The organism is Trinickia mobilis (genome assembly GCF_017315705.1).
Lineage (GTDB): Bacteria > Pseudomonadota > Gammaproteobacteria > Burkholderiales > Burkholderiaceae > Trinickia_A > Trinickia_A mobilis.
Window position 1 is genome coordinate 39,025 of sequence record NZ_JAFLRF010000016.1, and the last position, 26,522, is coordinate 65,546.

23 protein-coding genes are annotated in these 26,522 nt (G+C 65.6%); 18 read left to right on the forward strand and 5 right to left on the reverse strand.

The genetic code is table 11. The features are described from left to right. Positions 1-145 precede the first annotated feature (145 nt). Both dctA and J3489_RS21515 read left to right on the forward strand, forming a co-directional pair. Positions 146-1,462 (forward strand): C4-dicarboxylate transporter DctA, encoded by a 1,317-nt coding sequence (gene dctA, locus J3489_RS21510; protein WP_207001444.1) that lies wholly within the window; start codon positions 146-148, stop codon positions 1,460-1,462. A gap of 130 nt (positions 1,463-1,592) precedes the next feature. Continuing rightward, positions 1,593-3,158 (forward strand): methyl-accepting chemotaxis protein, encoded by a 1,566-nt coding sequence (locus J3489_RS21515; protein WP_207001446.1) that lies wholly within the window; start codon positions 1,593-1,595, stop codon positions 3,156-3,158. A 119-nt stretch (positions 3,159-3,277) separates the two neighbouring features. On the opposite strand, the gene J3489_RS21520 is transcribed toward J3489_RS21515, so the two are convergent. Next, positions 3,278-4,132, reverse strand: coding sequence for an alpha/beta fold hydrolase (locus J3489_RS21520; RefSeq protein ID WP_207001448.1), 855 nt, complete (start codon positions 4,130-4,132; stop codon positions 3,278-3,280). Positions 4,133-4,309: 177 nt separating this feature from the next. Further along, entirely contained in the window at positions 4,310-5,914 is a 1,605-nt protein-coding gene (locus J3489_RS21525) for a benzoate-CoA ligase family protein (protein WP_374193473.1), read from the reverse strand. Between the two features lie 169 nt (positions 5,915-6,083). Between J3489_RS21525 and J3489_RS21530 the strand changes: the two genes are divergently transcribed. From J3489_RS21530 to J3489_RS21600, 15 genes are all read left to right on the forward strand, one after another. Beyond that, the gene (locus J3489_RS21530; protein ID WP_207001451.1) at positions 6,084-7,043 is read left to right on the forward strand and encodes a helix-turn-helix transcriptional regulator; all 960 of its coding nucleotides are present in this window, start codon (positions 6,084-6,086) and stop codon (positions 7,041-7,043) included. 139 nt (positions 7,044-7,182) lie between these two features. Beyond that, positions 7,183-8,844, forward strand: coding sequence for a 2,3-epoxybenzoyl-CoA dihydrolase (boxC, locus tag J3489_RS21535; RefSeq protein ID WP_207001454.1), 1,662 nt, complete (start codon positions 7,183-7,185; stop codon positions 8,842-8,844). A gap of 75 nt (positions 8,845-8,919) precedes the next feature. Further along, on the forward strand, positions 8,920-10,347 hold the full coding sequence (gene boxB / locus J3489_RS21540; protein ID WP_207001456.1) for a benzoyl-CoA 2,3-epoxidase subunit BoxB: 1,428 nt from the start codon (positions 8,920-8,922) through the stop codon (positions 10,345-10,347). Between the two features lie 91 nt (positions 10,348-10,438). Then, on the forward strand, positions 10,439-11,674 hold the full coding sequence (gene boxA / locus J3489_RS21545; protein WP_207001458.1) for a benzoyl-CoA 2,3-epoxidase subunit BoxA: 1,236 nt from the start codon (positions 10,439-10,441) through the stop codon (positions 11,672-11,674). A 186-nt stretch (positions 11,675-11,860) separates the two neighbouring features. Further along, the gene (locus J3489_RS21550) at positions 11,861-12,112 is read left to right on the forward strand and encodes a hypothetical protein (RefSeq protein WP_207001460.1); all 252 of its coding nucleotides are present in this window, start codon (positions 11,861-11,863) and stop codon (positions 12,110-12,112) included. A 243-nt stretch (positions 12,113-12,355) separates the two neighbouring features. Next, the gene (locus tag J3489_RS21555) at positions 12,356-12,757 is read left to right on the forward strand and encodes a DnaJ family domain-containing protein (protein WP_207001462.1); all 402 of its coding nucleotides are present in this window, start codon (positions 12,356-12,358) and stop codon (positions 12,755-12,757) included. Continuing rightward, positions 12,754-13,428: a tRNA adenosine(34) deaminase TadA gene (tadA, locus tag J3489_RS21560; RefSeq protein ID WP_309491398.1), complete on the forward strand. Its 675-nt coding sequence runs from the start codon at positions 12,754-12,756 to the stop codon at positions 13,426-13,428. Before J3489_RS21555 ends, tadA begins: the two co-directional genes overlap by 4 nt. 32 nt (positions 13,429-13,460) lie before the next feature. Then, the gene (gene ldcA, locus J3489_RS21565) at positions 13,461-14,387 is read left to right on the forward strand and encodes a muramoyltetrapeptide carboxypeptidase (RefSeq protein ID WP_207001464.1); all 927 of its coding nucleotides are present in this window, start codon (positions 13,461-13,463) and stop codon (positions 14,385-14,387) included. 312 nt (positions 14,388-14,699) lie between these two features. Next, complete coding sequence (locus J3489_RS21570) at positions 14,700-15,425, forward strand: GntR family transcriptional regulator (RefSeq protein ID WP_207001567.1); 726 nt, start codon at positions 14,700-14,702, stop codon at positions 15,423-15,425. 360 nt (positions 15,426-15,785) lie between these two features. After that, positions 15,786-17,282: an NCS1 family nucleobase:cation symporter-1 gene (locus J3489_RS21575; RefSeq protein WP_207001466.1), complete on the forward strand. Its 1,497-nt coding sequence runs from the start codon at positions 15,786-15,788 to the stop codon at positions 17,280-17,282. 24 nt (positions 17,283-17,306) lie between these two features. Further along, positions 17,307-18,161, forward strand: a complete 855-nt coding sequence (locus J3489_RS21580; RefSeq protein ID WP_242540188.1) for an aspartate/glutamate racemase family protein — start codon at positions 17,307-17,309, stop codon at positions 18,159-18,161. A gap of 186 nt (positions 18,162-18,347) precedes the next feature. Further along, positions 18,348-19,301, forward strand: coding sequence for an allantoinase PuuE (gene puuE / locus J3489_RS21585; protein ID WP_207001468.1), 954 nt, complete (start codon positions 18,348-18,350; stop codon positions 19,299-19,301). Continuing rightward, positions 19,298-19,819 carry a 2-oxo-4-hydroxy-4-carboxy-5-ureidoimidazoline decarboxylase gene (gene uraD, locus J3489_RS21590; protein WP_207001470.1) on the forward strand — a complete coding sequence of 174 codons (522 nt, stop codon included), beginning with the start codon at positions 19,298-19,300 and terminating at the stop codon, positions 19,817-19,819. The genes puuE and uraD overlap by 4 nt, the downstream gene beginning before the upstream one ends. Positions 19,820-19,945: 126 nt before the next feature. Further along, entirely contained in the window at positions 19,946-20,956 is a 1,011-nt protein-coding gene (gene alc, locus J3489_RS21595) for an allantoicase (protein ID WP_207001472.1), read from the forward strand. Between the two features lie 22 nt (positions 20,957-20,978). Then, positions 20,979-21,491 (forward strand): ureidoglycolate lyase, encoded by a 513-nt coding sequence (locus tag J3489_RS21600; RefSeq protein ID WP_207001474.1) that lies wholly within the window; start codon positions 20,979-20,981, stop codon positions 21,489-21,491. A 314-nt stretch (positions 21,492-21,805) separates the two neighbouring features. On the opposite strand, the gene J3489_RS21605 is transcribed toward J3489_RS21600, so the two are convergent. Further along, the gene (locus J3489_RS21605; RefSeq protein WP_207001476.1) at positions 21,806-22,996 is read right to left on the reverse strand and encodes a urate hydroxylase PuuD; all 1,191 of its coding nucleotides are present in this window, start codon (positions 22,994-22,996) and stop codon (positions 21,806-21,808) included. A 77-nt stretch (positions 22,997-23,073) separates the two neighbouring features. Continuing rightward, positions 23,074-23,427 (reverse strand): hydroxyisourate hydrolase, encoded by a 354-nt coding sequence (gene uraH, locus J3489_RS21610; RefSeq protein WP_207001478.1) that lies wholly within the window; start codon positions 23,425-23,427, stop codon positions 23,074-23,076. 531 nt (positions 23,428-23,958) lie between these two features. Here uraH and J3489_RS21615 point away from each other — a divergent pair. Continuing rightward, on the forward strand, positions 23,959-25,389 hold the full coding sequence (locus J3489_RS21615; protein WP_207001480.1) for an 8-oxoguanine deaminase: 1,431 nt from the start codon (positions 23,959-23,961) through the stop codon (positions 25,387-25,389). Positions 25,390-25,415: 26 nt separating this feature from the next. Here J3489_RS21615 and J3489_RS21620 read toward each other — a convergent pair whose 3' ends face one another. Beyond that, entirely contained in the window at positions 25,416-26,348 is a 933-nt protein-coding gene (locus J3489_RS21620) for a LysR substrate-binding domain-containing protein (protein WP_207001482.1), read from the reverse strand. Positions 26,349-26,522 lie beyond the last annotated feature (174 nt).

Here is a 26,522-nt window from a genome sequence, read left to right on the forward strand (position 1 = left end):
GCGCACCCCCGCGCGGGCAGACATAAAGAAAGAGCCATTCCCCGGCGGTGCGCGCGGGTGTCGCGAGCGGGGCAATGAAAAACACAGCGTGCGCGACGTCACGCTTTTTCCCTGTCCAGCAGCAGCGAGTTGAGGAGACACGACCTTGCGCCTGCTCAAACATCTTTACGTGCAAGTCCTGATCGGACTTGCCGCCGGCATTCTCGTCGGTTTCCTGGCACCGGATTTCGGTGTGCAGATGAAGCCGTTGGGCGACACCTTCATCCGCCTCATCAAGATGGTCATCACGCTGGTGGTGTTCTGCACGGTGACCCTGGGCATCGCGCGGATGGAAAGCCTCAAGCATGTCGGCCGCGTCGGCTTGCGCACGATCCTGTATTTCGAGGCCGTCACGACGGTCGCGCTCTTGATCGGGCTCGTCGTCGCGAACGTCGCGCATCCGGGCGCGGGCATGAACATCGATCCGAAAGCCCTCGACGCGCACGCCGTGAGCCGCTACGTCGCGGAGGTTCATGCCGAGGCATCGAGCGGCTTGCTCGAAGAGATCGTGCCGAATTCGGTGATCGGCGCGTTTGCGAGCGGCAATCTTCTGCAGGTGCTGCTGTTTTCGGTGCTGTTCGGCATCGCGCTGTCCATCATCGCGCGGCGCGGGCGCTTCCTGTCCAGAGTGATCGAACAAAGCGGCGACGCGCTCATGCGCATCGTCGAAATGATCATGCGCCTCGCGCCGCTCGGCGCGTTCGGCGCGATGGCGTTCACGGTCGGCAAGTACGGTATCGCCACGCTGCAGCAACTCGGGCTCTTGATCGTCTGCTACTACGCGACTTGTATCGTCTTCGTCGTGCTCGTGCTGGGCACGATTTCGCGCCTGGCGGGCGTGTCGCTGTGGGCGCTGCTCCGATACCTGCGTGAAGAGCTGCTGATCGTGCTCGGCACGTCGACGACCGAGTCCGTCTTGCCGCGCTTGATGGAAAAGCTCGAACGGCTCGGCTGCCCGAAGTCCATCGTCGGGCTCGTGGTGCCGACGGGCTACTCGTTCAACCTGGACGGCGCCGCACTCTACCTGACGATGACCTCGCTCTTTATCGCGCAGGCGATGAATATTCACCTGACGCTGCTGCAGCAAGTCGGCCTGCTCGCGGCGCTGATGATTACCTCCAAAGGCGGTGCGGGCGTAGCGGGGGCAGCACTCGTCGCGCTGACGGCGACGTTGTCGGCCCACGCGATCATTCCGGTGGCCGGCGTCACGCTGATTCTCGGCATCGATCGCGTCTTGAACGAGGTGCGGGCGCTCGTCAATCTGGTGGGCAATGCCGTCGCGACGATCGTCGTGGCGCGCTGGGAGGGCGCCTTCGACTACCGGGCCGCGCGCGAAGTGCTCGCTTCGCGCGGCGTCGCCGTGAGCGAAGGAAGCGCTTCGCCGGAACGTGAGGCCGATAGCGCGGTCAGCGTAGGCAAGTGAGCGAAAGCTCGATGCGCTGAGCTCACGGTTCGAATCGAGCGCGGGACGCTCAATGTTTTTGCAATGCTGCCGTTAATGTTGCTGTCGCCGCGAGTATAAAAAAAATCGGGCTCCTTAGTAGATATTCATCATGAAACGTATCAGTCTGAATGCCAAGCTCTGGTCCGCACTTACGCTCATGTGGCTTGGCCTGCTGCTTCTTGGCGGCTGGGGTGCGCTGCAGGAACGCAGCACGATGATTCGCGATCGCCGCGCGGATCTCAAGAACATCATCGATACCGCTGACGGCATCGTCAAAGACTACGCGGCTCTAGTGGCGGCCGGCAAGCTGTCCCAGCAAGCGGCGCAGCAGGAGGCGAAGCAGCGTCTGTCGACGATGCGCTACGGCACCGACGGCTATTTGTTCATACTCGATTCCCGCCCGGTCGTCGTGATGCACGCGACCAACGCGAGCCTGCGCAACAAGGACGTGAGCACTATCCGCGATACGAACGGCAAGCTGCTGTTCGTCGAGATGGTCAAAACCGCGCGCGGCGAAGGCGAGGGCTATGTCGACTACGAGGGCATCCTGGTCGGCACCGACACGCGCGCCCCCAAGGTGACGTTCGTCAAATACTTCGAGCCGTGGGACTGGACCCTCGCCACCGGCGTCTTCATGCAGGACATCAACGAGGTGTTTTACCGCAACCTGCTGACCAATCTGGCGGTGCTGGCCGCGATTGGGGCGGCGGTGACGATCGCGATGCTGCTGATCATGCGCAACATCAAGCGAAGCCTCGGCGGCGAGCCGAAGTATGCAGCGGAAATCGCGACCCGGATTGCGAGCCGGGATCTGCAGGCTTCCGTCCGATTGCAGCCCGGCGACGACGACAGCCTTCTGCACGCGATTTCCAGCATGCAAACGAATTTGTCGTCCGTGATCGGCGAGATACGCGCGAGCACGGAGTCGATCACTTCTGCGGCGCAGGAAATCGCGGCGGGCAACCTCGACTTGTCGTCGCGCACCGAGCAGCAGGCGGCATCGCTGCAGGAGACGGCGGCCAGCATGGAGGAACTGACCGGCGCCGTGAAGAACAACGCGGACAACGCGACGCAGGCCACGGCGCTCGCGGCCAAGGCATCCGGCATCGCCGCGCGCGGCGGAGACGTGGTGAGCCGCGTGGTGAGCACGATGGAGGACATTTCCGCGAGCTCGCACAAGATCTCGGACATCATCGGCGTCATCGACGGCATCGCGTTTCAAACGAATATCCTGGCGCTGAACGCGGCGGTCGAGGCGGCGCGCGCGGGCGAGCAAGGGCGCGGCTTCGCGGTGGTGGCGGGCGAAGTGCGCACGCTCGCGCAACGCAGTGCGGCAGCGGCAAAGGAAATCAAGACCTTGATCGGGGATTCGGCGAGCAAGGTGCAGGACGGCTCGGCGCTCGTCGGCGAAGCGGGCAGGACGATGGAAGAGATCCTGCATTCGGTCAAGCAGGTCTCGGGCATCATGAGCGAAATTTCAGCGGCGTCCGCCGAGCAGAGCACCGGCATCGAGCAGGTCAATCACGCGGTCGCGCAGATGGATACCGTGACGCAGCAGAACGCGGCCTTGGTCGAGCAGGTGTCGGCGGCGGCCCACAGCATGCGCGATCAGGCCGCGAGCCTCGCGCTTGCTGTCAGGGAATTCAAAATTCGCGAGGCGGCTGGAGCGGCTTAGTCGGCCACCTTAGCCGGCCACCTTAGCCGGCCGGCTGAGCCGGTCCCCTACGCCCTTCGAGCAAGGAGCCAATCGCCTCGCCGCAAGGATTTCCGCGTGTCGGGTGCGCACGCGCACTGTTACGGCGCGCCGTCATGCTCGACGCTCGCCACGAAGCGGGCGATTTTGTTCGTCAGTGTTTCGGGCGTGCCGCGATGCGGCGAGTGTCCGCCGCTCGAGAGCTTGCACAGCCGCGAATGCGGGACGTGGCGCGCAATCGTCTCGATCTGCGCCATCGTCCCGTAGTGGTCGTCCTCGGCTTGGATCTCGATCAGCGGGCATCGAATTCCCGCGAGTTCATCGGCGATGGTCCAGCTTCGGAAGGCCGGGTCCAGCCAGATGTCGTTCCAGCCGTAGAACGCGGAATCGACGTCCGCGTGATGGCGGGCGAGGCGCGCGCGCAAGTCTGTCGATTCATACGCGATCTTCGCTTCGGCGATGCTCTCGACCGTCAGGTCCTCGACGAATACGTGCGGCGCGATCACCACGGCGCCTCGCAATGCATCCGGAAAGGCGCTCGCGTACAGCAACGCGATCGAGGCGCCGTCGCTATGGCCGATCAGCCACATGCGCGCTCGCTCGGCGGCGTCGATGCCGAGCGCGTCGAGGAATGCCGGCAAGACGTCGCGCGCCTGGTGCGCCATGAAATCGACGGGCCATTTGACGCCGTGCGGCCGCGGCGTCGAGCGTCCGTAGCCCGGTCGCGAATAGACGAGGCCCCGCATGCCGAGCCGCTCGCAGAGCGTCTTCGGCCAGTCCTTCCACATCGCGATCGAACCGAGACCTTCGTGCAGGAACAGAGCGATCGGCGCATGCGTCAGGTCGGCGTCGAGCCATTGATATTCGAGGCGAAGCGCCGCCCGGTCAGCGGTCGCGGCCAGGTCGGCAAAGCCGCTGCCGTGCGCGGGCGCGGCGTCGTACGCAGTGGTGTTCATGGTGCCTCCCTGGGGGGAGCTTTGCATGGGACCGGAGTAAGCGCTAAAGCACTAACTCCGGTCGACAGCGAACGATAGTGAGCGTGGGGGGAGTTCAAGATGCCTCCCGCCGGGCCGCCCCAAGGGAGGCATCCGCCCCCTCGGGGGGCAGCGAACGATAGTGAGCGTCGGGGTAGTTCAATTCTTTTGGCTGGCTTGTTCGCGGAGCTTGAAGCGCTGGATCTTGCCCGTCGCGGTCTTCGGCAGATCGCCGACGAAGTGGATCTCTCTCGGGTATTTGAAGGGCGCAAGACGGGCCTTGACGAACGCCTTCATTTCGTCGGCAAGTTCATCGTTCGCCTCGCGGCCCTGCTTCAGGACGACGAACGCGCAGGGCCTCACGAGCCCGCCATGATCGACGCCGATGACCGCCGCTTCGAGCACCGCGTCGTGCTGCATCATCACCATCTCCACCTCGATCGGCGACACGTATTGGCCGCTCACTTTGAGCATGTCGTCGCTGCGTCCCGAGTAGACGTAGCAGCCGTCGGCGAGGCGCTGGTATTTGTCGCCGCTTCTGACCCACTCGCCGAGGAACGTCGCGCGCGATTTCTCCCGGTTGCACCAGTACATCACCGCCGAGCTGGGGCCCTTGATGTAGAGATCGCCGATTTCGCCGTCGGCGACGAGGCGGCCGTTTTCGTCGCGCAGCTCGATTTCGTAGCCGGGCACGGGGATGCCGGTCGTGCCGTAGCGCACCGCGCCGGGCCGGTTCGACAGGAAGATGTGCAGCATCTCGGTCGACCCGAGGCCGTCGAGGATCTCGCAGCCGAAATGCGCGGCGAACCGCTCGCCGATCTGGCGCGGCAGGGCCTCGCCCGCCGAGGTGCAGATGCGCAGCGCAACCTCTTCGCGCGTGGGCAGGTTCGGTGAAGCCACGATGTTCGCGTACAACGTCGGCACGCCGTAGAACACGGTCGGCTTGTGCTCGACTAGGCGGCGCAGCACCGCATCGGCCGTGGGACGCTCGGCCATCAGCACCGTTGTCGCGCCGACCGACAGCGGAAACGTCAAGGCATTGCCGAGTCCGTAGGCGAAGAACAGCTTCGCGGCGGAAAACACGACGTCCGTCTCGCGGATGCCGAGGATCGCCTTGCCGTACAGCTCGGCGGTCCAATAGAGATTCGCATGCGTGTGAACGGTGCCCTTCGGCTTGCCGGTCGAGCCTGACGAATAGAGCCAGAAGGCGATGTCGTCGGCGTTCGTCGCGAGCGCGTGCGCCGCGGGCTCGGCCGCGTCGATCAGCACCCGCAAGTCGTGCCCGGCGCCCTCGGGCTCGGCGGGCTGGCGCGCGACGATCTGCACGCAGTTTTCGAGGCCCGACTCGGCGAGCGCCTGCGCGACGACGGACTGCAGCGCGGACGACACGACGGCGGCGCGAGCGCGGCTATGCGTCAGCATGTACACATAGTCGGCGGGCGTCAGCAGCGTATTGACGACGACCGGCACGACGCCGCCATACAACGCGCCGAGAAAGACGGCAGGCAGGTCGGCCGAGTCGAGCATGACGAGGAGGATGCGCTCGTCGGGATGCACGTCGAGCCGGCGAAGCGCGGCGGCAAAACGGCGCGCGCGCGATTCGAGTTCGCCGTAGGTGGTGGCGCCGTGGTCGTCGATATACGCCGCTTTCTGCGCTCTCGACGCGTTCAATCCGAAAACATGCGCGGCGAAGTTGAACGGGGGCGCCGGCGCCTGGGCCGGCGGCGCGGCCACCTTCGCGGGCGCCGTCGCCGGGTTCTCCATCATGTCTCGTCTCCGTCCGGTGGCGGGCGTGGGGCTCCGCTAGGTGCAGGCGGCCGCCGCCGCGGCACGCTCCGATTTGTCGGACATCAGCATTTTCGCGAAAATTATCGTCTGCAACAGCGCGTGTCACGCACTATAGTGCATATACTGAAGTCATGGAACGAAAAACATGAAGCAGGTTTACCCTGAAGCGTCTCAATCCGACCCCGAGGGCGCGGGGCAGGAGACCGCGGACAACGAAGCGCGCGGCGCCGAGGCTGCGGAACGCGACCCGTTCATGGCCGCCATGGGCGAGCGCGTGCGCCTGCTGCGCGCTCGGCGCGGCATGACGCGCAAGGCGCTGGCGACCGAAACGGGACTTTCGGAGCGACATCTCGCGAACCTCGAATCCGGAGCGGGCAATCCGTCCGTGCAAGTGCTTCGGCAGATCGCGTCCACGCTCGGCTGCCCGCTCGCGGAGATCATCGGCGACGTCACGACGTCGTCCTCCGAATGGCTGCTGATCCGCGAACTGCTGCAGGATCGCGACCAGGCCGCCCTGCACCGTTGCCGCGCCGCGCTGCAGGACCTGCTCCAGGCGGCGCCCGCCGATCCGCACCGCAAGGAGCGCATCGCGCTCATCGGCTTGCGCGGCGCGGGCAAGTCGACATTGGGCCGGATGCTCGCGCAGGAGCTGAAGGTGCCGTTCATCGAGCTGAACCGCGTGATCGAACAGCTCGCGGGCTGCCCGCCGTCCGAGATCCATTCGCTGTACGGGGCGAGCGCCTACCGGCGTTACGAGCAGCGGGCCCTCGAAGGGGTGATCGCCGAGCACCCGCGGGCGGTCATCGCCTCGCCCGGAGGGCTCGTGTCCGAGCCCGCGACGTTCAGCATGCTGCTCGCGCACTGCTTCACGGCCTGGCTGCAGGCGTCGCCCGAGGAGCATATGCGCCGCGTGATCGCGCAAGGCGACTTGCGGCCGATGTCAGGAAACCGGGAGGCGATGGACGACCTCAAGCGGATTCTCGCCGGCCGCAGCGAACTGTACGGCCGCGCCGACATGACGTACGACACGAGCGACAAGACGCTCGCCGACGCCTATCTGCAGTTCCGCGACCGGCTCGCCGCACGCCTCGCAGCCGAAACGTAGCCGTACGAGGCCGTACGAGGCCGTACGAGGCCGCGCGGGGTTTACCCCGGCCGCCTCAATATATGCATTAAAATGCTTTACTTGGTTCTTGGTGTGCACTATTGTTCATTAAAACGACGGCGACCACCAGGAGACACTCATGTCCACACCGCAGTCCCGTGTCGACTACCGTACCGACCCCTCGCAGTACAAGCACTGGAAGCTCGCGTTCGACGGCCCGGTCGCCACGCTCGGCATCGACATCGCCGAAGACGGCGGCATTCGCGACGGCTACAAGCTCAAGCTCAACTCCTACGACCTGGGCGTCGACATCGAGCTGCACGACGCGCTCCAGCGCATCCGCTTCGAGCATCCCGAAGTCCGCACGGTCGTCGTGACGAGCCTCAAGGACCGCGTGTTCTGCTCGGGCGCGAACATCTTCATGCTCGGCCTGTCGTCGCACGCGTGGAAGGTGAATTTCTGCAAGTTCACGAACGAGACGCGCAATGGCATGGAAGACGCCTCGCGCGAATCGGGGCTCAAGTTTCTCGCGGCGGTCAACGGCTCGTGCGCGGGCGGCGGCTACGAACTCGCAATGGCCTGCGACGAAATCTGGCTCGTGGACGATCGGTCGTCGTCGGTGGCGCTGCCGGAAGTGCCGTTGCTCGGGGTCCTGCCGGGCACCGGCGGCCTGACGCGCCTCACCGACAAGCGCCGCGTGCGGCACGATCACGCCGACATCTTCTGCACGGTGGTCGAGGGCATTCGCGGCGAGCGCGCAAAAGCATGGCGGCTCGTCGACGAGGTGGTGAAGCCGAACCGGTTCGAGCAGGCGATCCACGCCCGCGCGCTCGAACTCGCCGGAGAAAGCGACCGGCCCGCCGGCGCTAAAGGCGTTGCGCTGACCCGCATCGAACGCGCCGAGGGCGAGGCCGGCCTGGGCTACGGCACCGTCGACGTGGCGATCGACCGCACGAAGCGCACCGCGACGTTCACCGCCAAGGCACCCGCCGGCGTGCAGCCGGCGGACATCGACGGCATCGTCGCGGCCGGCGCGAACTGGTGGCCGCTCAAGTTCGCGCGCGAGCTCGACGACGCGATCCTCTCGATGCGAACCAACGAACTCGACATCGGCACCTGGATCTTCAAGACCGAAGGCGACGCGAAAGCGGTGCTCGCGGCCGATGCGTCGCTGATGGCGCACCGCGATCATTGGTTCGTGCGCGAGACGATCGGCATGTTGCGCCGCACGCTTGCGCGCATCGACGTGTCGTCGCGCTCGCTCTTCGCGCTGATCGAGCCCGGCTCGTGCTTTGCGGGCACGTTCGCGGAATTCGCGTTCGCCGCCGACCGCGGCTATATGGCGGCGCTGCCCGCCAATGAGGACGAGGAGCCCGCGATCACGCTGTCGGAGGTCAATTTCGGCCTCTTTCCGATGATCACGCGCCAGTCGCGCATCGGGCGCCGCTTCTACGACGAGGCCGCGCCGCTCGATGCCGCGCGCGCGACGATCGGCGAGCCGGTCAAGCCCTTGGAGGCCGAGCGTCTCGGCCTCGTGACCGCCGCGCCCGACGACCTCGACTGGGCGGACGAAATCCGCATCGCGCTCGAAGAACGGGCGGCGATGTCGCCCGATGCGCTGACGGGTCTCGAGGCGAACCTGCGCTTCAACGGCCCGGAGACGATGGAGACGCGCATATTCGGACGCTTGTCCGCGTGGCAGAACTGGATCTTCAACCGGCCGAACGCGGTGGGCGAGAAGGGCGCGCTCAAGGTGTACGGCAAGGGCGCGAAGGCGCAGTTCGACGCGGCGCGCGTCTGACTTGCGCCGTCTGACTGCGTCTAACGCCGGGCCCGCATCCGCCGACTCCCTCACGATCCCTCACGAGGCACCGACATGTCCACGATCAACTACAGCGACAAGATCCCGAACAACGTCAACTTGGCCGACGACCGCACGCTGCAGCGCGCGCTCGAGCAATGGCAGCCGAACTTCCTGTCGTGGTGGTCGGACATGGGACCGGAAGGCTCGCACCATTTCGACGTTTATCTGCGCACGGCGGTGAGCGTCGACCCGGGCGGCTGGGCGCATTTCGACTACGTGAAGATGCCCGATTACCGCTGGGGCATCTTCCTTGCGCTTGGCGAGGCGGAGCGCAAGATTCATTTCGGCGAGCACAAGGGCGAAGCCGCGTGGCAGGACGTGCCGGGCGAGCATCGCGCGAACCTGCGCCGCATCGTCGTCACGCAGGGCGACACCGAGCCCGCCTCGGTCGAGCAGCAGCGCCACCTCGGCCTCACCGCGCCGTCGATGTACGACCTGCGCAACCTGTTCCAAGTGAACGTGGAGGAGGGCCGCCATCTGTGGGCCATGGTGTACCTGCTGCATCGCTACTTCGGCCGCGACGGCCGCGAGGAAGCCGAAGCGCTGCTCGGCCGGCGCTCGGGCGACGGCGACAATCCGCGCATCCTTGGCGCGTTCAACGAGAAGACGCCCGATTGGCTCGCGTTCTTCATGTTCACGTACTTCACGGACCGCGACGGCAAGTTCCAGCTCTCCGCGCTCGCCGAGTCGGGCTTCGATCCGCTCGCTCGCACGACGAAGTTCATGCTGACCGAGGAAGCGCATCACATGTTCGTCGGCGAATCGGGCGTGTCGCGGGTCGTGCAGCGCACCGCGCAGGTGATGAACGAGCTGAAGACCGGCGACGCCGCGACACTCCGCGCGGCCGGCGTGATCGATCTCGAGACGATCCAGCGCTACCTGAACTTCCACTATTCGGTGACGATCGACCTGTTCGGCGCCGATCAATCGTCGAATGCGGCAACGTTCTACAGCGCGGGCCTCAAGGGCCGTTACGAAGAGACCAAGCGCGACGACGACCACCAGCTGCACGGGCAGACCTACCGTCTGCTCGGCGTGGAAGACGGCAAGCTCGTCGAGCGCGACGCGCCGATGCTCAACGCGATGAACGAGGTTCTGCGCGACGACTACATCAAGGACTCGGTCGCGGGCGTGAACCGCTGGAACAAGGTGCTGGAGAAGGCGGGCATCGACTTCCGCCTGACGGTGCCGCACAAGGCGTTCAATCGGCAGATCGGCACCTTCGCCGGCATCCGCGTGTCGCCGGACGGCCGCGTGGTGAGCGAGGCGGAATGGGCCGCCGCCGAGGCAAAGTGGCTGCCGGCACCGGACGACCGCGCGTTCGTCGCGTCGCTGATGGGGCGGGTGGCCGAGCCGGGCAGGTTCGCCAACTGGATCGCGCCGCCCGCGATGGGGATCAACCGGCAGCCCCTCGATTTCGAATACGTGCGTTTCAATTGAGCGGGCTGAGCGAGTGCAGGCCCGCGTGACATCCGTCGTCCGGGTGGCGCCTCGATTCATCGCGCGGCCGGGCCTAGCGGAGAGACGAAACATGAATGCCCCCGAATCCGTCGAAATCATCAAGCAGCACCTGATCGATCCCGAGATCTGCATCCGCTGCAACACGTGTGAAGAAACGTGCCCCATCGATGCGATCACGCACGACGAGCGCAACTACGTCGTGAAAGCGGACGTCTGCAACGGCTGCATGGCCTGCATCGCGCCATGCCCGACCGGCGCGATCGACAACTGGCGCCACGTGCTGAAGGCCGAGGCGTACGGCATCGACGAGCAGCTCACGTGGGACGAGCTGCCCGCGCAGAACACGACGGCGGCGGCGTTCCCCGAGCCGCCGGGCGCGGCCGCCGAGGCCGAAGCGGACGACGAGATCGTCGCCTCCGACATGGTGCGAGGGGCGTCGGTGCCGCCGTGGTCGGCCGCGAAGCCCTACGTGAACCTCTACACGCACCAGTCGCCGACGACGGCGACGGTGGTCGGCAACTACCGGCTGACCGACGCGTCGGTCGAAAGCGACATCCACCACATCGTGCTCGATTTCGGCGCGATGCCGTTTCCGGTGCTGGAGGGGCAGTCGATCGGCATCCTGCCGCCCGGCACGAGCGCGGACGGCAAGCCGCATCACGCACGCCAGTACTCGATCGCGAGCCCGCGCGACGGCGAGCGTCCGCGCTACAACAACGTCTCGCTGACCGTGAAGCGCGTGACGCACGATCACGGCGGCAACCCGACCGACGGCGTCTGCTCGAACTACCTCTGCAATCTCAAGAAGGGCGACACGGTGACGGTGATCGGTCCGTTCGGCACGACGTTCCTGATGCCGAATCATCCGAACTCGCACTTGCTGATGATCTGCACCGGCACCGGTTCGGCGCCGATGCGCGCGATGACCGAGTACCGGCGGCGCAGGCGGCTAAAAGGCGCGACCGGCAAGCTGATGCTGTTTTTCGGCGCGCGCACGAAAGAGGAGCTGCCGTACTTCGGGCCGCTCACGAACCTGCCGAAGGATTTCATCGATACGAACCTGGCGTTCTCGCGCACGGCGGAGATGCCGAAGCGCTACGTGCAGGACGCGATGCGCGAGCGTGCCGGCGATCTGGCGCAGCTCTTGAGGGACGACAACACGTACCTCTACGTGTGCGGCCTGAAGGGGATGGAGGACGGCGTGCTGCAGGCGCTGCAGGAGATTGCCGGCGCCGACGGGCTCGACTGGGCCGAGCTGTGGGCGCGGCTCAAGCGCGAAGGCCGCTTGCACTTCGAGACGTATTGAAGGCGAGGGCGTCGAGTTCCGGCCCGCGCCTCGACGCGCTGACGGGCACGTTCGCCGGCGATCGGCCGCGGTCGACGGCTAACGGGCAGGGTGTGGCGAGCGGTGGACGTGCGTCCGCCGCGGGTATATAAGAAAAAGAAAGCAGCGGCGTCCGCCGGGGCCCGCTCGAATCGCGAGGAAAATACCATGTCCGACCCATCGGAAAAGCCGGCTGAAGGCCAGGAGCGGCTCGAACATCTCGACGCCGCAGTCAACCACGTCGACGCGTTGATCTCGTCGGGCAGCATTGCCAAAGGCGCTGCGAAAGGGCTCTTGTACAGCTTGATCGAAACGCTCGGGGCGCTGGTCGGCGATCCCGATCTGCCCGCGCATTCGCGCTCGGGCTACGAGGGATTGCTCGAGACCGCGCGCGAGCTGCGCGTCAAACTCGGCAAGTAAGGCGGCAGGCTGGGGCGATGTGCGCCAGGACCGCGCCGGGCACTAACGGCGATCGGCGATGCCATTGTGCGACAAGCACTTGGCGCTCGGGCGCAGACATTCAGGATAGCGTCGTTGCGGTGCGATCCGTCTCGAATTGCGTACCGCGAGGCTTTGCGCGCAGTCCGCTTATTTCCAGGATGGGTGCAGGAGGCGATCTGGGTGCCTGCTAGAATGCGGGGGCCGCCATGTCGTGGATCGCAGATGAAATTGCTTGATGCGTTAGTCGAACAGCGTATTGCCGCCGCGGCCGCGCGGGGCGAGTTCGACGGTTTGCCGGGTGCCGGCGCGCCCCAGGAACTGGATGACGACCTGCTCGTTCCTGAGGAAGTGCGCGTTGCGAACCGGATCTTGAAGAACGCGGGCTTCCTGCCGCCCGCGGTCGAACAGCTGCGCTCGCTGCGCAATCTCCAGAAAGAATTGAGCGCGGTCGGCGACCCGGCGATGCGCTGCGCGCTGGAGGCGAAGCTGCTCGCGCTCGACATGGCGCTCGAATCGCTGCGCGGCGCCCCGATGCTCGCGCCGCGCGAGTATTGCGAACGCATCGCGCAACGGTTGTGCGAGCGGGCACGCGCGGATGCCGGCGCGCCTATGGAGCAGCCGTGAGCATGTCGCCGGGCAACCTAGCCGGCGGCACTGAATCCGCCAGCGCCGAAGAAGCTTCTAGCTGCGCGCTTGCGACGCCCGCCGAGCCATCGGCAGATCCGCTTCCCACGCCGTCGCGCCCGAATCCGGGCGCTCCCGATCCTGCCGAGCGCTCCGAGCGCGACCGCCGCTTCATGGCGCTCGCGCAAGCCGCTGCCGAAAAGGCGCGCGCCGCGGGCGAAGTGCCGGTCGGCGCCGTGCTCGTGCGCGGCGACGAGGTGATCGCCACGGGCTTCAATCATCCGATCAGCGGACACGATCCGTCGGCCCACGCCGAGATGGCGGCGCTTCGCGCGGCCGCGCAGGGGCTCGAAAACTACCGCTTGCCCGGCTGCGAGCTCTACGTGACGCTCGAGCCTTGCCTGATGTGCGCCGGGGCGATCATGCACGCGCGCATCGCCCGCGTCGTGTTCGGCGCCTATGATCCGAAGACGGGCGCATGCGGCAGCGTGGTCGACGCCTTCGCGAATCCTCAGCTCAATCACCATACGTCGGTGACGGGCGGCGTGCTGGAAGCCGAGTGCGGCCAGGCGCTCAAGTCGTTTTTCGCCGACCGGCGCCGCGCGATCCGGGCTGCGCGGGCGGCCGAGGCGGAAGCCGCGCGCGAACGCGGCCCGGCCGAGCCCGTCTAAACTTTTCAATATCGTCTCGTCGGCACACGGCCATGACTGCTCACCGCACCATCGAACTGATCGCGCCTTCGGGGTATCCGCAGGATCCGGCCGCCGTCGAGCGCGGGCTCGCCCGGTTGCACGCGCAAGGACATCGAGTCAAAGGTCTGGAGGCCACCCGGCGCCGCTACCAGCGCTTCGGCGGCACCGACGGCGAGCGCGCAGCCGACCTGAACCGCCTCGCCGACGCAACGCAGCCGCTGCCTGACGTCGTTCTTGCCGTGCGCGGCGGCTACGGCGCGGTGCGCATCCTGCACGGGCTCGACTACGAGGGGTTGCAGCGGCGCCTGCGCGACCAGCCGGTGGTGCTGGTCGGCCACAGCGATTTCACGGCGATTCAGTTCGCGCTGCTCGCGCGCTCGGGCGTAACGACCTTCGGGGGCCCGATGTTCGCCACCAATTTCGGTGCGCCAGAGTTGAGCGCCTACACGATGCATCACTTCTGGGACACGGTGACCAAGCCGTTCTTCACGCTCGTGGTCGACGTCCCTCAGACGCAAACAGTCGACGTGACCGGGACGCTCTGGGGCGGCAATCTGGCGACGATCGCGGCGCTGGTCGGCACGCCGTACATGCCGCCGGTGCAGGGCGGCATCCTGTTTCTCGAAGACGTCAACGAGCAGCCGTTCCGGATCGAGCGCCTCATTTATCAACTGCATCTGGCCGGGATCCTGGCCGAACAGCAGGCGCTCGTGCTGGGCGACTTCTCGGGCGGCCAGGCGTTCGACTACGACAACGGCTACGACCTGCACGCGATGGTCGAGCAGATCCGTTCGGTGATCGGTATTCCCGTGCTGACGGGGCTGCCGTTCGGCCATGTCGACAACCTGGTGACGGTCCCGGTCGGCGCGAAGGCGCGCTTGGTCGCGAACTCGCATGGTTTCAGGCTGACGGCTTCCGATTACCCGCATCTGAGCTAGGCCTGACGCGGGAGAAGCGGGCCAAGGGCGGGGCGTCCCCGCCTTTTTTATCGCCCGGCGATCGCAACTAACCGTCTACGCGTTTATCGGGCATCAATCCGTGCGCGCGCTGCCCAGCTGTTGAAATTGTTGACAAAATAGTGCGCGATATGATCCGGCCGTTCAGCATTTAAGTAGGCTGATAGGGGATTTGAGGAGGCCTGCCCTAAGCCTCACAGGGCTGACGCGCGGCAGATTGTTGAAAATCGCCAAAAAAATTGTTGACAATTTTAATGTCCCATCTAGGATACAACCCATAGCGAGACGCACATGATGTCCGACACGAAACTTGCCGAGTCCGGCGGATTGAAACCCGAAGCGATCGCCGAGCGCATTCGCGCTGCGATCCTCGAGCATCGGCTGGCGCCTGGCGCGAAGCTGACCGAAGCGCAGTTGTGCGAGGTATTTGGCGCGAAGCGCGGGGCGATCCGGCAGGCGCTCGCTCAACTGGCGACGGATCACCTCGTCGACCTGGAGCCGAACCGCGGCGCCTTTGTGGCCAGCCCGTCGCTTCAGGAGGTGCACGAGGTGTTCGAGATGCGCCGGATTATCGAGCTGGCGGTAGTCGAGCGGGTTTGCGCAGGGCGCGGCCATGGGGCGCGGCGCCTGAAGGCGATCGGCGGCATGATCGGGCGCGAGCGCAAGGCGTTCGAAAACCGCGATTTCCCGGCGTGGATACGGCTTTCGGGCGAATTCCACACCGAACTCGCCGGGCTGACGGGCAACACGGTGCTGTGCGATTGCCTGGAAGGGCTGGTCGCGCGCTCGACGCTGATCTCGGCATTGTACGAATCGCTTGGACGCAGCCCGTGTTCGTTCGAGGATCACGAGGCGATCCTCGCAGCGATCGAGGAAGGAGACACGAAGCAGGCAGCGGCGTTGATGTCGAGCCATCTGCAAAGCGTCGAATTGAAGATGCTCGACCGGCCGGCACAAGCCGCGACTGACCTGCGCGAAGTCTTCGGCTCGCTGGCGGGGTCGGAATCCGGCGGCAAATGAGCGATATGCACTGCCGGCAATGGTTGTTGCGTTGAACGCTTGTGCATTCCCGCACGCGCGGCGTGCACGGCGCACCGAACCTGAACGGATTTGAAGCGATTTTCCGCGTCACGGCCCGAGCACACGTTGCAAAGGCCGTCGGCACGGACCTTGCGCCGGACCCCCTCCGGTTCGGCGCCTCCCCAACGCTTCGACGAGGCCCGCGGCCCGCGTCGCAGCGAAAAACACAAGTACGTAAGTACGGAGACATCCGCGGCGTTGGCGATGCTGCCGTTAGTCGTCCTCATGGGGTGGCACGGCATGGCGCCGAACGAATCGACATTTGATTGTCTATCGATCGACACTCATCAAGGAGAGGTCATGGCTCAGTTCAGTGCAACACAAGACAGCCCCCCGATGCCGGCGTTCGGCGCGAGCGAGGCAGGCGGCGCCCATGGCGACGCGCATCTTCCGGCGGGCTACAGCGAGCGTCTCTACAACGAGGACCTCGCTCCGCTGCGGCATCAAAGCTGGGGCGCCTACAATATCTTCGCGTTCTGGATGTCGGATGTGCACAGCGTCGGCGGCTATGTGTTCGCTGGGAGTCTCTTCGCGCTGGGCCTGACGAGCTGGCAGGTGCTCGTGGCGCTGCTGATCGGCATCGGCATCGTCAACGCGTTCTGCAACCTGATCGCGAAGCCGAGCCAGTTGAACGGCGTGCCGTATCCGGTCGCTTGCCGGGCGACGTTCGGCGTGCTCGGCGCGAACGTGCCCGCGGTGATTCGCGGCCTGATCGCGGTGGCTTGGTACGGAATCCAAACTTATCTCGCGTCGAGCGCGCTCGTGATCGTCGTGCTCAAGTTCTTCCCGCAACTGATGCCGTACGCGGACGTTCATCACCACGGCTTCGCGGGCCTGTCGACGATCGGCTGGGCCGGCTTCATGCTGCTGTGGGTGCTGCAGGCGCTCGTGTTCTGGAACGGCATGGAGACGATCAAGAAGTTCATCGACTTTGCCGGTCCTGCCGTGTACGTCGTGATGTTCATTCTCGCCGGCTACATGATCTGGCGCGCGGGTTGGCGCAACATCGGCTTGAACCTCGGCGGCGTGAAATACCACGGTCTCGAAGTCGTGCCGGTGATGATCACGGCGATCTCGCTCGTCGTCTCGTACTTCTCGGGCCCCATGCTGAACTTCGGCGACTTCTCCCGCTACTGCAAGAGCTTCGGCAGCGTGAAGCGCGGCAATTTCTGGGGCTTGCCGGTGAACTTCCTCGCGTTCTCGCTCGTGACGGTCGTCACGACGGCGGCGACGCTGCCGGTGTTCGGGGAACTGATTACCGATCCTGTCGAGACGGTCGGCCGCATCGACTATCCGACGGCCGTGATCCTCGGCGCGCTGACCTTCACGATCGCCACGATCGGCATCAACATCGTCGCGAACTTCGTCTCGCCCGCGTTCGACTTTTCCAACGTCGCGCCGCGCTTCATCAGCTGGCGTGCGGGCGGGATGCTGGCCGCGATAGCGTCGATCTTCATCACGCCGTGGAACCTGTTCAACAACCCGGCGGTGATCCACTACACGCTCGATGTGCTCGGCAGCTTCATCGGACCGCTCTACGGCGTGCTGATCGTCGACTTCTACCTGGTCAAGCGCCAGAAGGTCACGCTCGACGATCTCTATTCGGTCTCGGAGAAGGGCGCGTACTGGTATCGCAACGGCGTCAACTATCGCGCGGTGTTCGCGCTGCTGCCTGCGGCGGCGATCGCGGTGGCATGCGTGATGATCCCGGCGCTGCAGGGTTTGGCGAACTTCTCGTGGTTCATCGGCGTGCTGGTTGGCGGTGTCGTGTATCGGCTCCTCGTGAGCACGAAGTAATTTTCAGCAAAGCAGAGAACGGACATGCGAATCAAACTGATCAATCCCAATACGACGCAGCGAATGACCGACGCGATGGGCCGCTGCGCGGCGAGCGTCGTGGCGAGCGGCACCGAGGTCGTCGCGGTGAGCCCGACGATGGGGCCGCCCTCGATCGAAGGCTATTACGACGAGGCGCTCGCGACGCCCGGCCTGCTCGCCGAAATCAGCGCCGGTGAGCGGGAAGGCTTCGACGGCTACGTCATTGCGTGCTTCGGCGACCCGGGCCTGTACGCGGCGCGCGAGCTGGCGCGCGGGCCGGTGATCGGCATCGCCGAGGCGGCAATGCACGCGGCGAGCGTCCTGGCACCGGGCTTCTCGGTGGTGACGACGCTCGCGCGCACCTGCGGGATGGCCTGGCATCTGGCTGAGCGGTACGGGATGGAACGGTTTTGCCGCAATGTCCGTGCGACGGATGTGGCCGTACTCGACCTCGATCGCCCGGGCTCGGCGGCGCGCCGCCTCATCACCGACGAATGCCGCCGCGCGCTCGACGAGGACGGCTCGGACGCGATCGTGCTCGGCTGCGCCGGCATGGCCGAGCTGTGCGCGGAAATCGAGGACGCGATCGGCGCGCCGGTTGTGGAGGGCGTGACGGCGGCGGTCAAATGGGTCGAGGCGCTCGTGGCGCTGAAGCTCTTTACCGCAAAGCGCGGCGATTACGCGCGGCCGCTGCCGAAGCGCTACGACGGCGCCTTCGAGCGCTTCAGTCCGGCGCCCGCGATCGCCCGTCCGGCGGCGGTCGCAGGCGGGGCCGCGCCGGCGGCAAAACCTCGGGAAAACCCGTCCTCCGGCACGGCCGACAAGGCCGTTGCTGCGCCGCACATACACTCTGTCTGACTCGCACTATCTGTCCGGGTGTATGGGCGCTCCCGGACGTTTTCGCTACACTGGCCTCATCCCGGTGCGTCTCGAAAACATCTGGTTTTCCGCTTGTTTTCGGGGCGCACGAGCCCAGTTTCACGGCCCAGGATTCCCGCGCGTCTCCCGTCCCGTGCGTTTCCCTGCACTAAGGCTTTTCCGACCATGTCATTCGACCCCAACTATCCTCGCGACCTGATCGGCTACGGCCGCTATCCGGTGCAGGCCAATTGGCCCGGCCGCGCGCGCGTGGCCGTCCAGTTCGTTCTCAATTACGAAGAGGGCGGCGAAAACTGCGTGCTGCACGGCGACCCGGCGTCCGAGCAATTCCTGTCCGAGATCGTCGGCGCGGCGGCCTATCCGTCGCGGCACATGAGCATGGAGTCGATCTACGAGTACGGCTCGCGCGCGGGTGTCTGGCGCATCCTGCGCGAGTTCGAAAAGCGCAGCTTGCCGCTGACGGTGTTCGGCGTCGGCATGGCGATCGAGCGTCATCCGGAGCTGGGCCGGGCGTTCGTCGAGCTGGGTCACGAGATCGCCTGCCACGGCCACCGCTGGATCCACTATCAGGACATGGCGCCGGAGCGCGAGGCCGAGCTGCTGCGTGTCGGCATGGAAGCGATCGAGCGCGTGACCGGCGTGCGGCCGCTCGGCTGGTACACCGGGCGCGACAGCCCGAATACGCACCGGCTCGTCGCCGAATACGGCGGCTTCCTGTACGACTCCGACTACTACGGCGACGACCTGCCGTTCTGGATGGACGTCGAAGTGACGGGCGGCGAGAACAAGCCGCAACTGATCGTGCCGTACACGCTCGACACGAACGACATGCGCTTCGCGTCGCCGCAAGGCTTCAACACGGCGGACCACTTCTTCACGTACCTGCGCGACGCGTTCGACGTGCTGTACGAAGAGGGCGACGAAGCGCCGAAAATGCTGTCGATCGGCATGCATTGCCGCCTGCTCGGCCGTCCGGGGCGCTTTCGCGCGCTGCAGCGCTTCCTCGATCACCTCGAAAAGCACGACCGCGTGTGGGTCACGCGGCGTGTCGACATCGCCAAGCACTGGCGCGAACATCATCCCTATCAAACCCAGACGAACTGCGGGGCAGCCGCATGAAAGCGATGCGATACACGTTGGAACAATTGAACACGATGTCGGCCGACGCCTTTACGGCGGCGCTTTCGGGCATCTTCGAGCACTCGCCGTGGGTGGCGGTCGAAGCGGCGGGCAAGCGCCCGTATGCGAGCGTCGACGCGCTGTACAAGACGATGTCGGGCATCGTCGAGGCCGCGGGCGAGGAAAAGCAGCTCGCGCTGATCAACGCCCACCCGGAACTCGCGGGCAAAGCCGCGGTGCGCGGCGAGCTGACCGAGGAGTCGACGCGCGAGCAAAGCGGCGCGGGCCTTTCGCAGTGCACGCAGGAAGAGTTCGACAAGCTGCTGGGCCTGAACCGCGCGTATCGCGAGAAGTTCGGCTTCCCGTTCATCCTCGCGGTTCGCGGCTACGACCGTCACGGGATCATCGCCAACTTCGAAGCGCGCGTGAACAACAGCCGCGCGGACGAACTGCGCGCGAGCCTGGACCAGATCTACCGCATCGCGCGCTTCAGACTCGACGATCTGGCCGGCGCTTAAGCCGGCGCATCGAGCCGTCGCACTAATTGCCGAATCGGCTCGCGCGGCAGGTGCCGCGCCGGCCGCGCAAGACCCGTTCTACGCGGGTGTCATCTCAAGCACAAACAGACTGGAAGGACGACAACAATGGCTCTCCCGATTCTCGACCCCAACGCTCCCGACTTCACGCGCCGTTATGTGAATCTCGCGGACCCGCGTCTCGGAGCGCAGGCGCTCGAAGCAAGCGACGACTTCTTCGCGCCGAAAGACCGCATGCTGAACCCGGAGCCGGCCGTATTCATCCCGGGCAAGTACGACGATCACGGCAAGTGGATGGACGGCTGGGAAACCCGCCGCAAGCGCACGACCGGCTACGACTGGTGCATCGTGAAGCTCGCGCGTCCCGGCGTGATCAAGGGCCTCGACCTCGACACGAGCCACTTCACCGGCAACTTCCCGCCGGCGGCTTCGGTCGAGGCGGCACGCGTGGCGGACGGCGCACCGAACGCGTCGACGCAATGGGTCGAAATCGTGCCGTCGACGACGCTGCAAGGCAACAGCCACCACTATGTCGACGTGACCGACACAGGCGCTTACACGCACCTGCGCGTGAACCTCTATCCGGACGGCGGCATCGCGCGTCTGCGCGTCTACGGCCAGCCGCAAGTCGACTGGGCGGGCGCGAGCCGCAGCGAACTGTTCGATCTTGCCGCGATGGAAAACGGCGCTTACGTGGTGGCCGCGAACAACCAGCACTTCGGGTCGGCTTCGAACATCCTGATGCCGGGGCGCGGCGTGAACATGGGCGACGGCTGGGAAACGCGGCGGCGCCGCGAGCCGGGCAACGACTGGGCGATCATCGCGCTTGCGCAGCCGGGCATCATCAAGAAGATCGAAGTCGACACCGCGCACTTCAAGGGCAACTATCCGGACCGCTTCTCGATCCAGGCCGCTTATGTGCAAGGCGGCACCGACAGCTCGCTCGTCACGCAGGCGATGTTCTGGCCGCTTTTGCTCGACGAGCAGAAGCTGCAGATGGACAAGCAGCACGACTTCGAAAGCGAGGTCACGACGCTTGGCCCGGTCACGCACGTGCGCCTGAACATCATCCCGGACGGCGGCGTTTCGCGTCTGCGTCTGTGGGGCACGCTGGACTGAGGCGGCCATGACTGAGATAGCCATGAAAGCGCTCGCAATCGAACCGCTCACGCGCGAGGCGTTCGCGCCCTTCGGCGACGTCATTGAACTGGAAGGCGCGAAGCAGATCCCGATCAATCTCGGCACGACGATCCGCTATCACGATCTTGCGAAGGTGGATGTCGACGACGAGGGCGGCCGCACGCTCGTGAACCTGTTTCGCGGGCAACCGCGCACGCTGCCGTTCGAGGTCAGGATGCTCGAGCGCCATCCGCTCGGCAGCCAGGCCTTCGTGCCGCTGAACGACAAGCCGTATCTCGTCGTCGTCGCGCCTGCCGGCGCACTCGATCCGGCGAAGATCCGCGCGTTCGTGACGAGCGGCTGGCAGGGCGTGAACTACGCGAAGGGCGTCTGGCACCATCCGCTGATCGCGCTTAACGACGTGAGTGATTTCATCGTCGTCGATCGCGGCGGCGAGGGGCTCAACCTCAACGAGCAGGATTTGCCCGAATCGCTGTGGCTGACCGAAGACGCGCTGAACGCGGTGGCGGCCTGAGGGGCGCCAGCGGGCGGATGGCCCGCGTGATGGAAGGAGGGGCGGACGGTTTGGCTCCTCGAACAGTGTGATCGACGCCCGCGGCCATGCCGCGGGCGTTTTTCATGGCGTCGCCGGTTTCTTATCGGATTGCGGACGTGAGTCTTGACGGCGCATCTGCGCGACGAACTTCACCGTCATGTCGTCGGCGATAACCGGCCGGCCGCCGGCCGCCGGCCGCTCGCCGCCAAAAAACAAGGCCCGCTATGAGAGCGGGCCTTGCATGGTGAACATCGGCAACAACGGGGGGAGTGCGGTTCCCCCGGGCAATGCGCTTACTTCGCGCCTTCCTGGAACCAGGCAGCGATCTTCATGCGCTCCTCGTCGGTCATGTGCGTGACGTTGCCAAGCGGCATCGCCTTCAGCGTGACCGCCTGCTGATAGATGCGCTGCGCGTTCTTCGAGATCTCGTCGGGCGTATCGAACAGCACGCCTGCCGGGGCCGCGCCCATCAGCGTCGGGTGTGCCGAGTGGCACGCCACGCAGCGCTGCTGCAGCACGGGCTGGATATCCGCGACCCTGACGGTCGGCGCATTGGCGGCCTGAGCTTCGGGCGTGATCGGGCGCGGCATCATCCACACGAGCGCGCCGGCCATCAGCGCGACGCCGCCGAGCGGCAGGTACCAGAGCACCTGGCCGCGATGGCGCATGACGAAGAACTGACGGATCAGCGCGCCGGCCGCCATGATGATTACGAGGATCGCCCAGTTGTACGGATGCGTGTACGTCATCGCGTAGTGGTTCGAGAGCATCGCGAACACCACCGGCAGCGTGAAGTACGTGTTGTGCACCGAGCGCTGCTTGCCGCGCTTGCCGTAGATCGGGTTCGGCTCTTCGCCCTTCAGCATCTTGTCGACCATCTTGCGCTGGCCGGGGATGATCACGAAGAACACATTCGCCGACATGATCGTCGCCATCATCGCGCCGACGATCAGGTAAGCCGCGCGGCCCGCGAAGATGTGGCACGCGAGCCAGGCCGCGATCAGGATGTAGACCGCGACGCACGCGCCGAGAATCTTGTCCTTGCCGACGAGCATCCGGCACAGCGAGTCATAGACGATCCAGCCCGCCAAGAGGAAGCCGAGCGCCGAGAAGATCGCGACGACCGGGCCCATGTCGAGCACGTTCTTGTCGATCAGATAGGTTTCCGGCGAGAACAGGTACAGCACGGTGAAGAGGGCGAAGCCCGACATCCACGTGGTGTACGAGGGCCACTTCGACCAGTGCAGGTCTTCCGGCATTTCGGCCGGCGCGACCATGTACTTCTGCATGTTGTAGAAGCCGCCGCCGTGCACGTGCCACAGTTCGCCGAACACGCCGCGCTGACGCAGCACGGGGTCCTTCGGCGGTTTCAGACTGTTGTCGAGCGCGACGAAGTAGAACGATTCGCCGATCCACGCAATCGCGGCGACGACGTGCAGCCAGCGAAGGATGAGATTCAGGCCGTCAGTGATAAAGCCTTCCATTTAATGCCTCCAAACTCCTGATTTTTTATCTGCGCCCAAAGGGCGCCAATGCAGTGCGGTACGCAGCCGATGCAATGTCAGCTGCCGCGATACGTGCTGTACGCCCAAGGCGAAACGAGGAGCGGCACGTGATAGTGGGCGGCGGCGTCGGCGATGCCGAAGCGCAGCACGACGCGGTCGACGAAGCGCGGCTCGGGCACTTTCACGCCCGCGGCGGCGAAGTAGTCGCCGGCGTGGAACACGAGTTCGTATTCGCCCGGGACGAGCGCGGCGCCTTCGAGCAGCGGCGAGTCGCAGCGGCCGTCGTCGTTGGTGGTGGCGGTTTTGAGCGCGCGGCGCGCGTCGCCGTCAAGCGCAAAGAGTTCGACCTTGACGCCGGCGCCCGGGCGGCCATGCGAGGTGTCGAGCACGTGGGTAGTCAGCTTGCCCATTCGCAATTTTCCTTGTGATGAATGCGAGGTTTCGGCGGCGACTCGATCCAACAACGATGTGCGGCGGATCGAGGCTCCACGTCAGTGGCTACATACCCGTCGGCGAGTTGAAGCGAGCGCCGTGGTGGCAATTGTAGGAATTTGCGACAGCGTGTGCGAGAGCGATAAGAAAGATAATAGACGGCGCATGACGACGTGTTGAAAGCCTTGGTGGGCAAGGCATCGCGGCGCGCCGCGCGCCTGGTAAACCCGTCCGTTTCCAATCCTATCCACACCAAAATTCGCTGAATATATTGGAGGTGTGAATCCGGGTATCGCAACGGCGGACATTGCCAGCGCTATTTTGGCTTCAGATCGTAGCGACATGCGCAGCGCGGCTGTGCATCCCGAAGACGGCGCAGCACGCCGGGTAACCGGGCCAGTGCGTTCGAACGACACGAACGCGAGGGCACCGGCGGCGTGCTCCCCGCGGATCGCGTTCGGACGGCTTTGCTTACCGCCTAGACAGGCACCTTTGAAGCGGAGACACGAATGACGATGGAGCAGCACATGGGCGCTGCGGCCGGCAATCCGAGCGGCCGGGACACCCAGGGCAAGGCAGACGGCAAAACGATGCTCGTCAGGCACGCGGACGTGCTCGTGACGATGGACGGCGCGCGGCGCGAATTGCGCGACGCGGGCCTTTATATCGAGGACAACCGGATCGTCGCGGTCGGCCCCACGGCCGAGCTGCCGCAGACGGCCGACGAAGTGCTGGATTTGCGCGGGCATCTCGTGATTCCCGGGCTCGTCAACACGCACCACCACATGTACCAAAGCCTGACGCGCGCGATTCCCGCCGCGCAGGATGCCGAACTCTTCGGCTGGCTGACGAATCTGTACCGGGTCTGGGCGAACCTGACGCCCGAGATGATCGAAGTCTCGACGCTGACCGCGATGGCCGAGCTGCTGCTCTCGGGCTGCACGACGTCGAGCGACCATCTGTACCTCTACCCGAACGGCAGCCGGCTCGACGACAGCATCGCGGCGGCAAAACGCATCGGCATGCGCTTTCACGCGAGCCGCGGCAGCATGAGCGTCGGACAGAAGGACGGCGGCCTGCCGCCGGATTCCGTGGTCGAGCGCGAGGCCGACATCCTGACGGACACACAGCGCCTGATCGAGACGTATCACGACGAAGGACGCTACGCGATGCTGCGCGTCGTGGTCGCGCCGTGCTCGCCGTTTTCGGTGAGCCGCGACTTGATGCGCGAATCGGCCGCGCTCGCACGCCAGTACGGCGTGTCGCTGCACACGCATCTGGCCGAGAACGTCAACGACCTCGCCTACAGCCGCGAAAAGTTCGGCATGACGCCGGCCGAATATGCCGAGGACCTGGGCTGGGTCGGGCGCGACGTCTGGCACGCGCACTGCGTGCAGCTCGACGAGCCCGGCATCGCGCTCTTCGCACGCACCGGCACGGGCGTCGCGCATTGTCCGTGCTCGAACATGCGGCTCGCGTCCGGCATCGCGCCGGTCCGCAAGATGCGCTTGGCGGGCGTGCCGGTGGGGCTGGGCGTCGACGGCTCGGCGTCCAACGACGGCGCGCAGATGGTCGCCGAGGTGCGCCAGGCGCTGCTGTTGCAGCGCGTCGGCTTCGGGCCCGATGCGATGACCGCGCGCGAAGCGCTCGAAATCGCGACGCTGGGCGGCGCAAAGGTGCTCAACCGCGACGACATCGGCGCGCTGGCGCCGGGCATGGCGGCGGATTTCGTCGCGTTCGATCTGCGCCAGCCGCTCTTTGCGGGCGCGTTGCACGATCCGGTCGCGGCGCTGGTGTTTTGCGCGCCGTCGCAGGCGGCTTATAGCGTGATCGGCGGGAAGGTGGTGGTGCGGGAAGGCCGGCTCGCGACGGTCGACTTGGGGCCCGTCGTCGAGCGGCACAACCGGTTGGCAAAGGATTTGTACGAAGCGGCGCGCTGAGCGCGAGCCGCTGACAGCAGCTCGCCTCAAGGGCGATCGATCAGCGTCTTGGTTGCCTCGGCGACGAGCCCGCGCAGCCACCGCACTTCGTCGGAATAGTGGCAGCGCTCGTGCCAAAGTTGGTAGTACTGCATCGGCGGGAAATCGAGCGGCGCCGGGATAACCGTCAACGGAAGGAACTTCGCGTAATGGTCGGCAAAGAGGCGGGTGGTCGTGAAGATCAGATCGGATTTGACGAGCACGTACGGCGCGAGGTTGAAGTACGGCAGCGTGACGACCACGTGGCGCTTCAAGCGCTCGCGCGCGAGATGCACGTCGATCGCGCCGCGCTGGCCGACCGAGTAGGGCGTCGGCGCGAGATGCGGGGCGTTCAGGTATTGGTCGAGCGTGAGGCTGCCGCGCTTGGCGAACGGATGCGTGTTGCTCATCAGGCAGACGATCTGGTCGACGAACAGGTTCGACAAGTGCAGCTGCTCGGGCGGCTCGGGCCAGTTGCCGACGACGATGTCGAGCTTGCCGTCTTCGAGCGCGAGCTCGTAGTCGAACGCGGGGCCGAGCGAATGGAATTCGAGCGTCGCGTTCGGCGCCGCCTGGCGGAAGCGCTCGACCACCGTCGGCACGAACAGCACGTTCAGGTAGTCGGGGCAGCCGATCCGATAGCAGCGGATCGACGTCGCCGGATCGAAGTTGTGCTGCTGGAACTTGATGCGCTCGATTTCGCGCAGCGCGTTCTGCACGGGCTCGAGCAGACGCAGGCCGTATTCGGTCGGCACCATGCCGGACTTGCCGCGCACGAGGAGCGGGTCGCCCGTGATGTCGCGCAGGCGCCGCAGCGCCGCGCTGATTGCGGGTTGCGACTGATTGAGCTTGACGGCCGCACGCGTCACGCTGCGTTCCATCAATAGGGTATGCAAGACGCGCAGTAAATAGGTGTCGATCGCCTCGCGTTGCTGACTCATGATTTCTCCGGGTTATATATTCGGGCTGATCGAACGGGGGCGGGGGTATATCGTTTTTAATATGCGCAGAAAGTTGCGTCAAGAGTGGGATACCCGCAGAGCGCGGCGGGGCGGGGCTTAGCGCCTTGTCCGCAGCGAATTTTGACGGCTCGACGGTATGGCCCGATTTCGGTA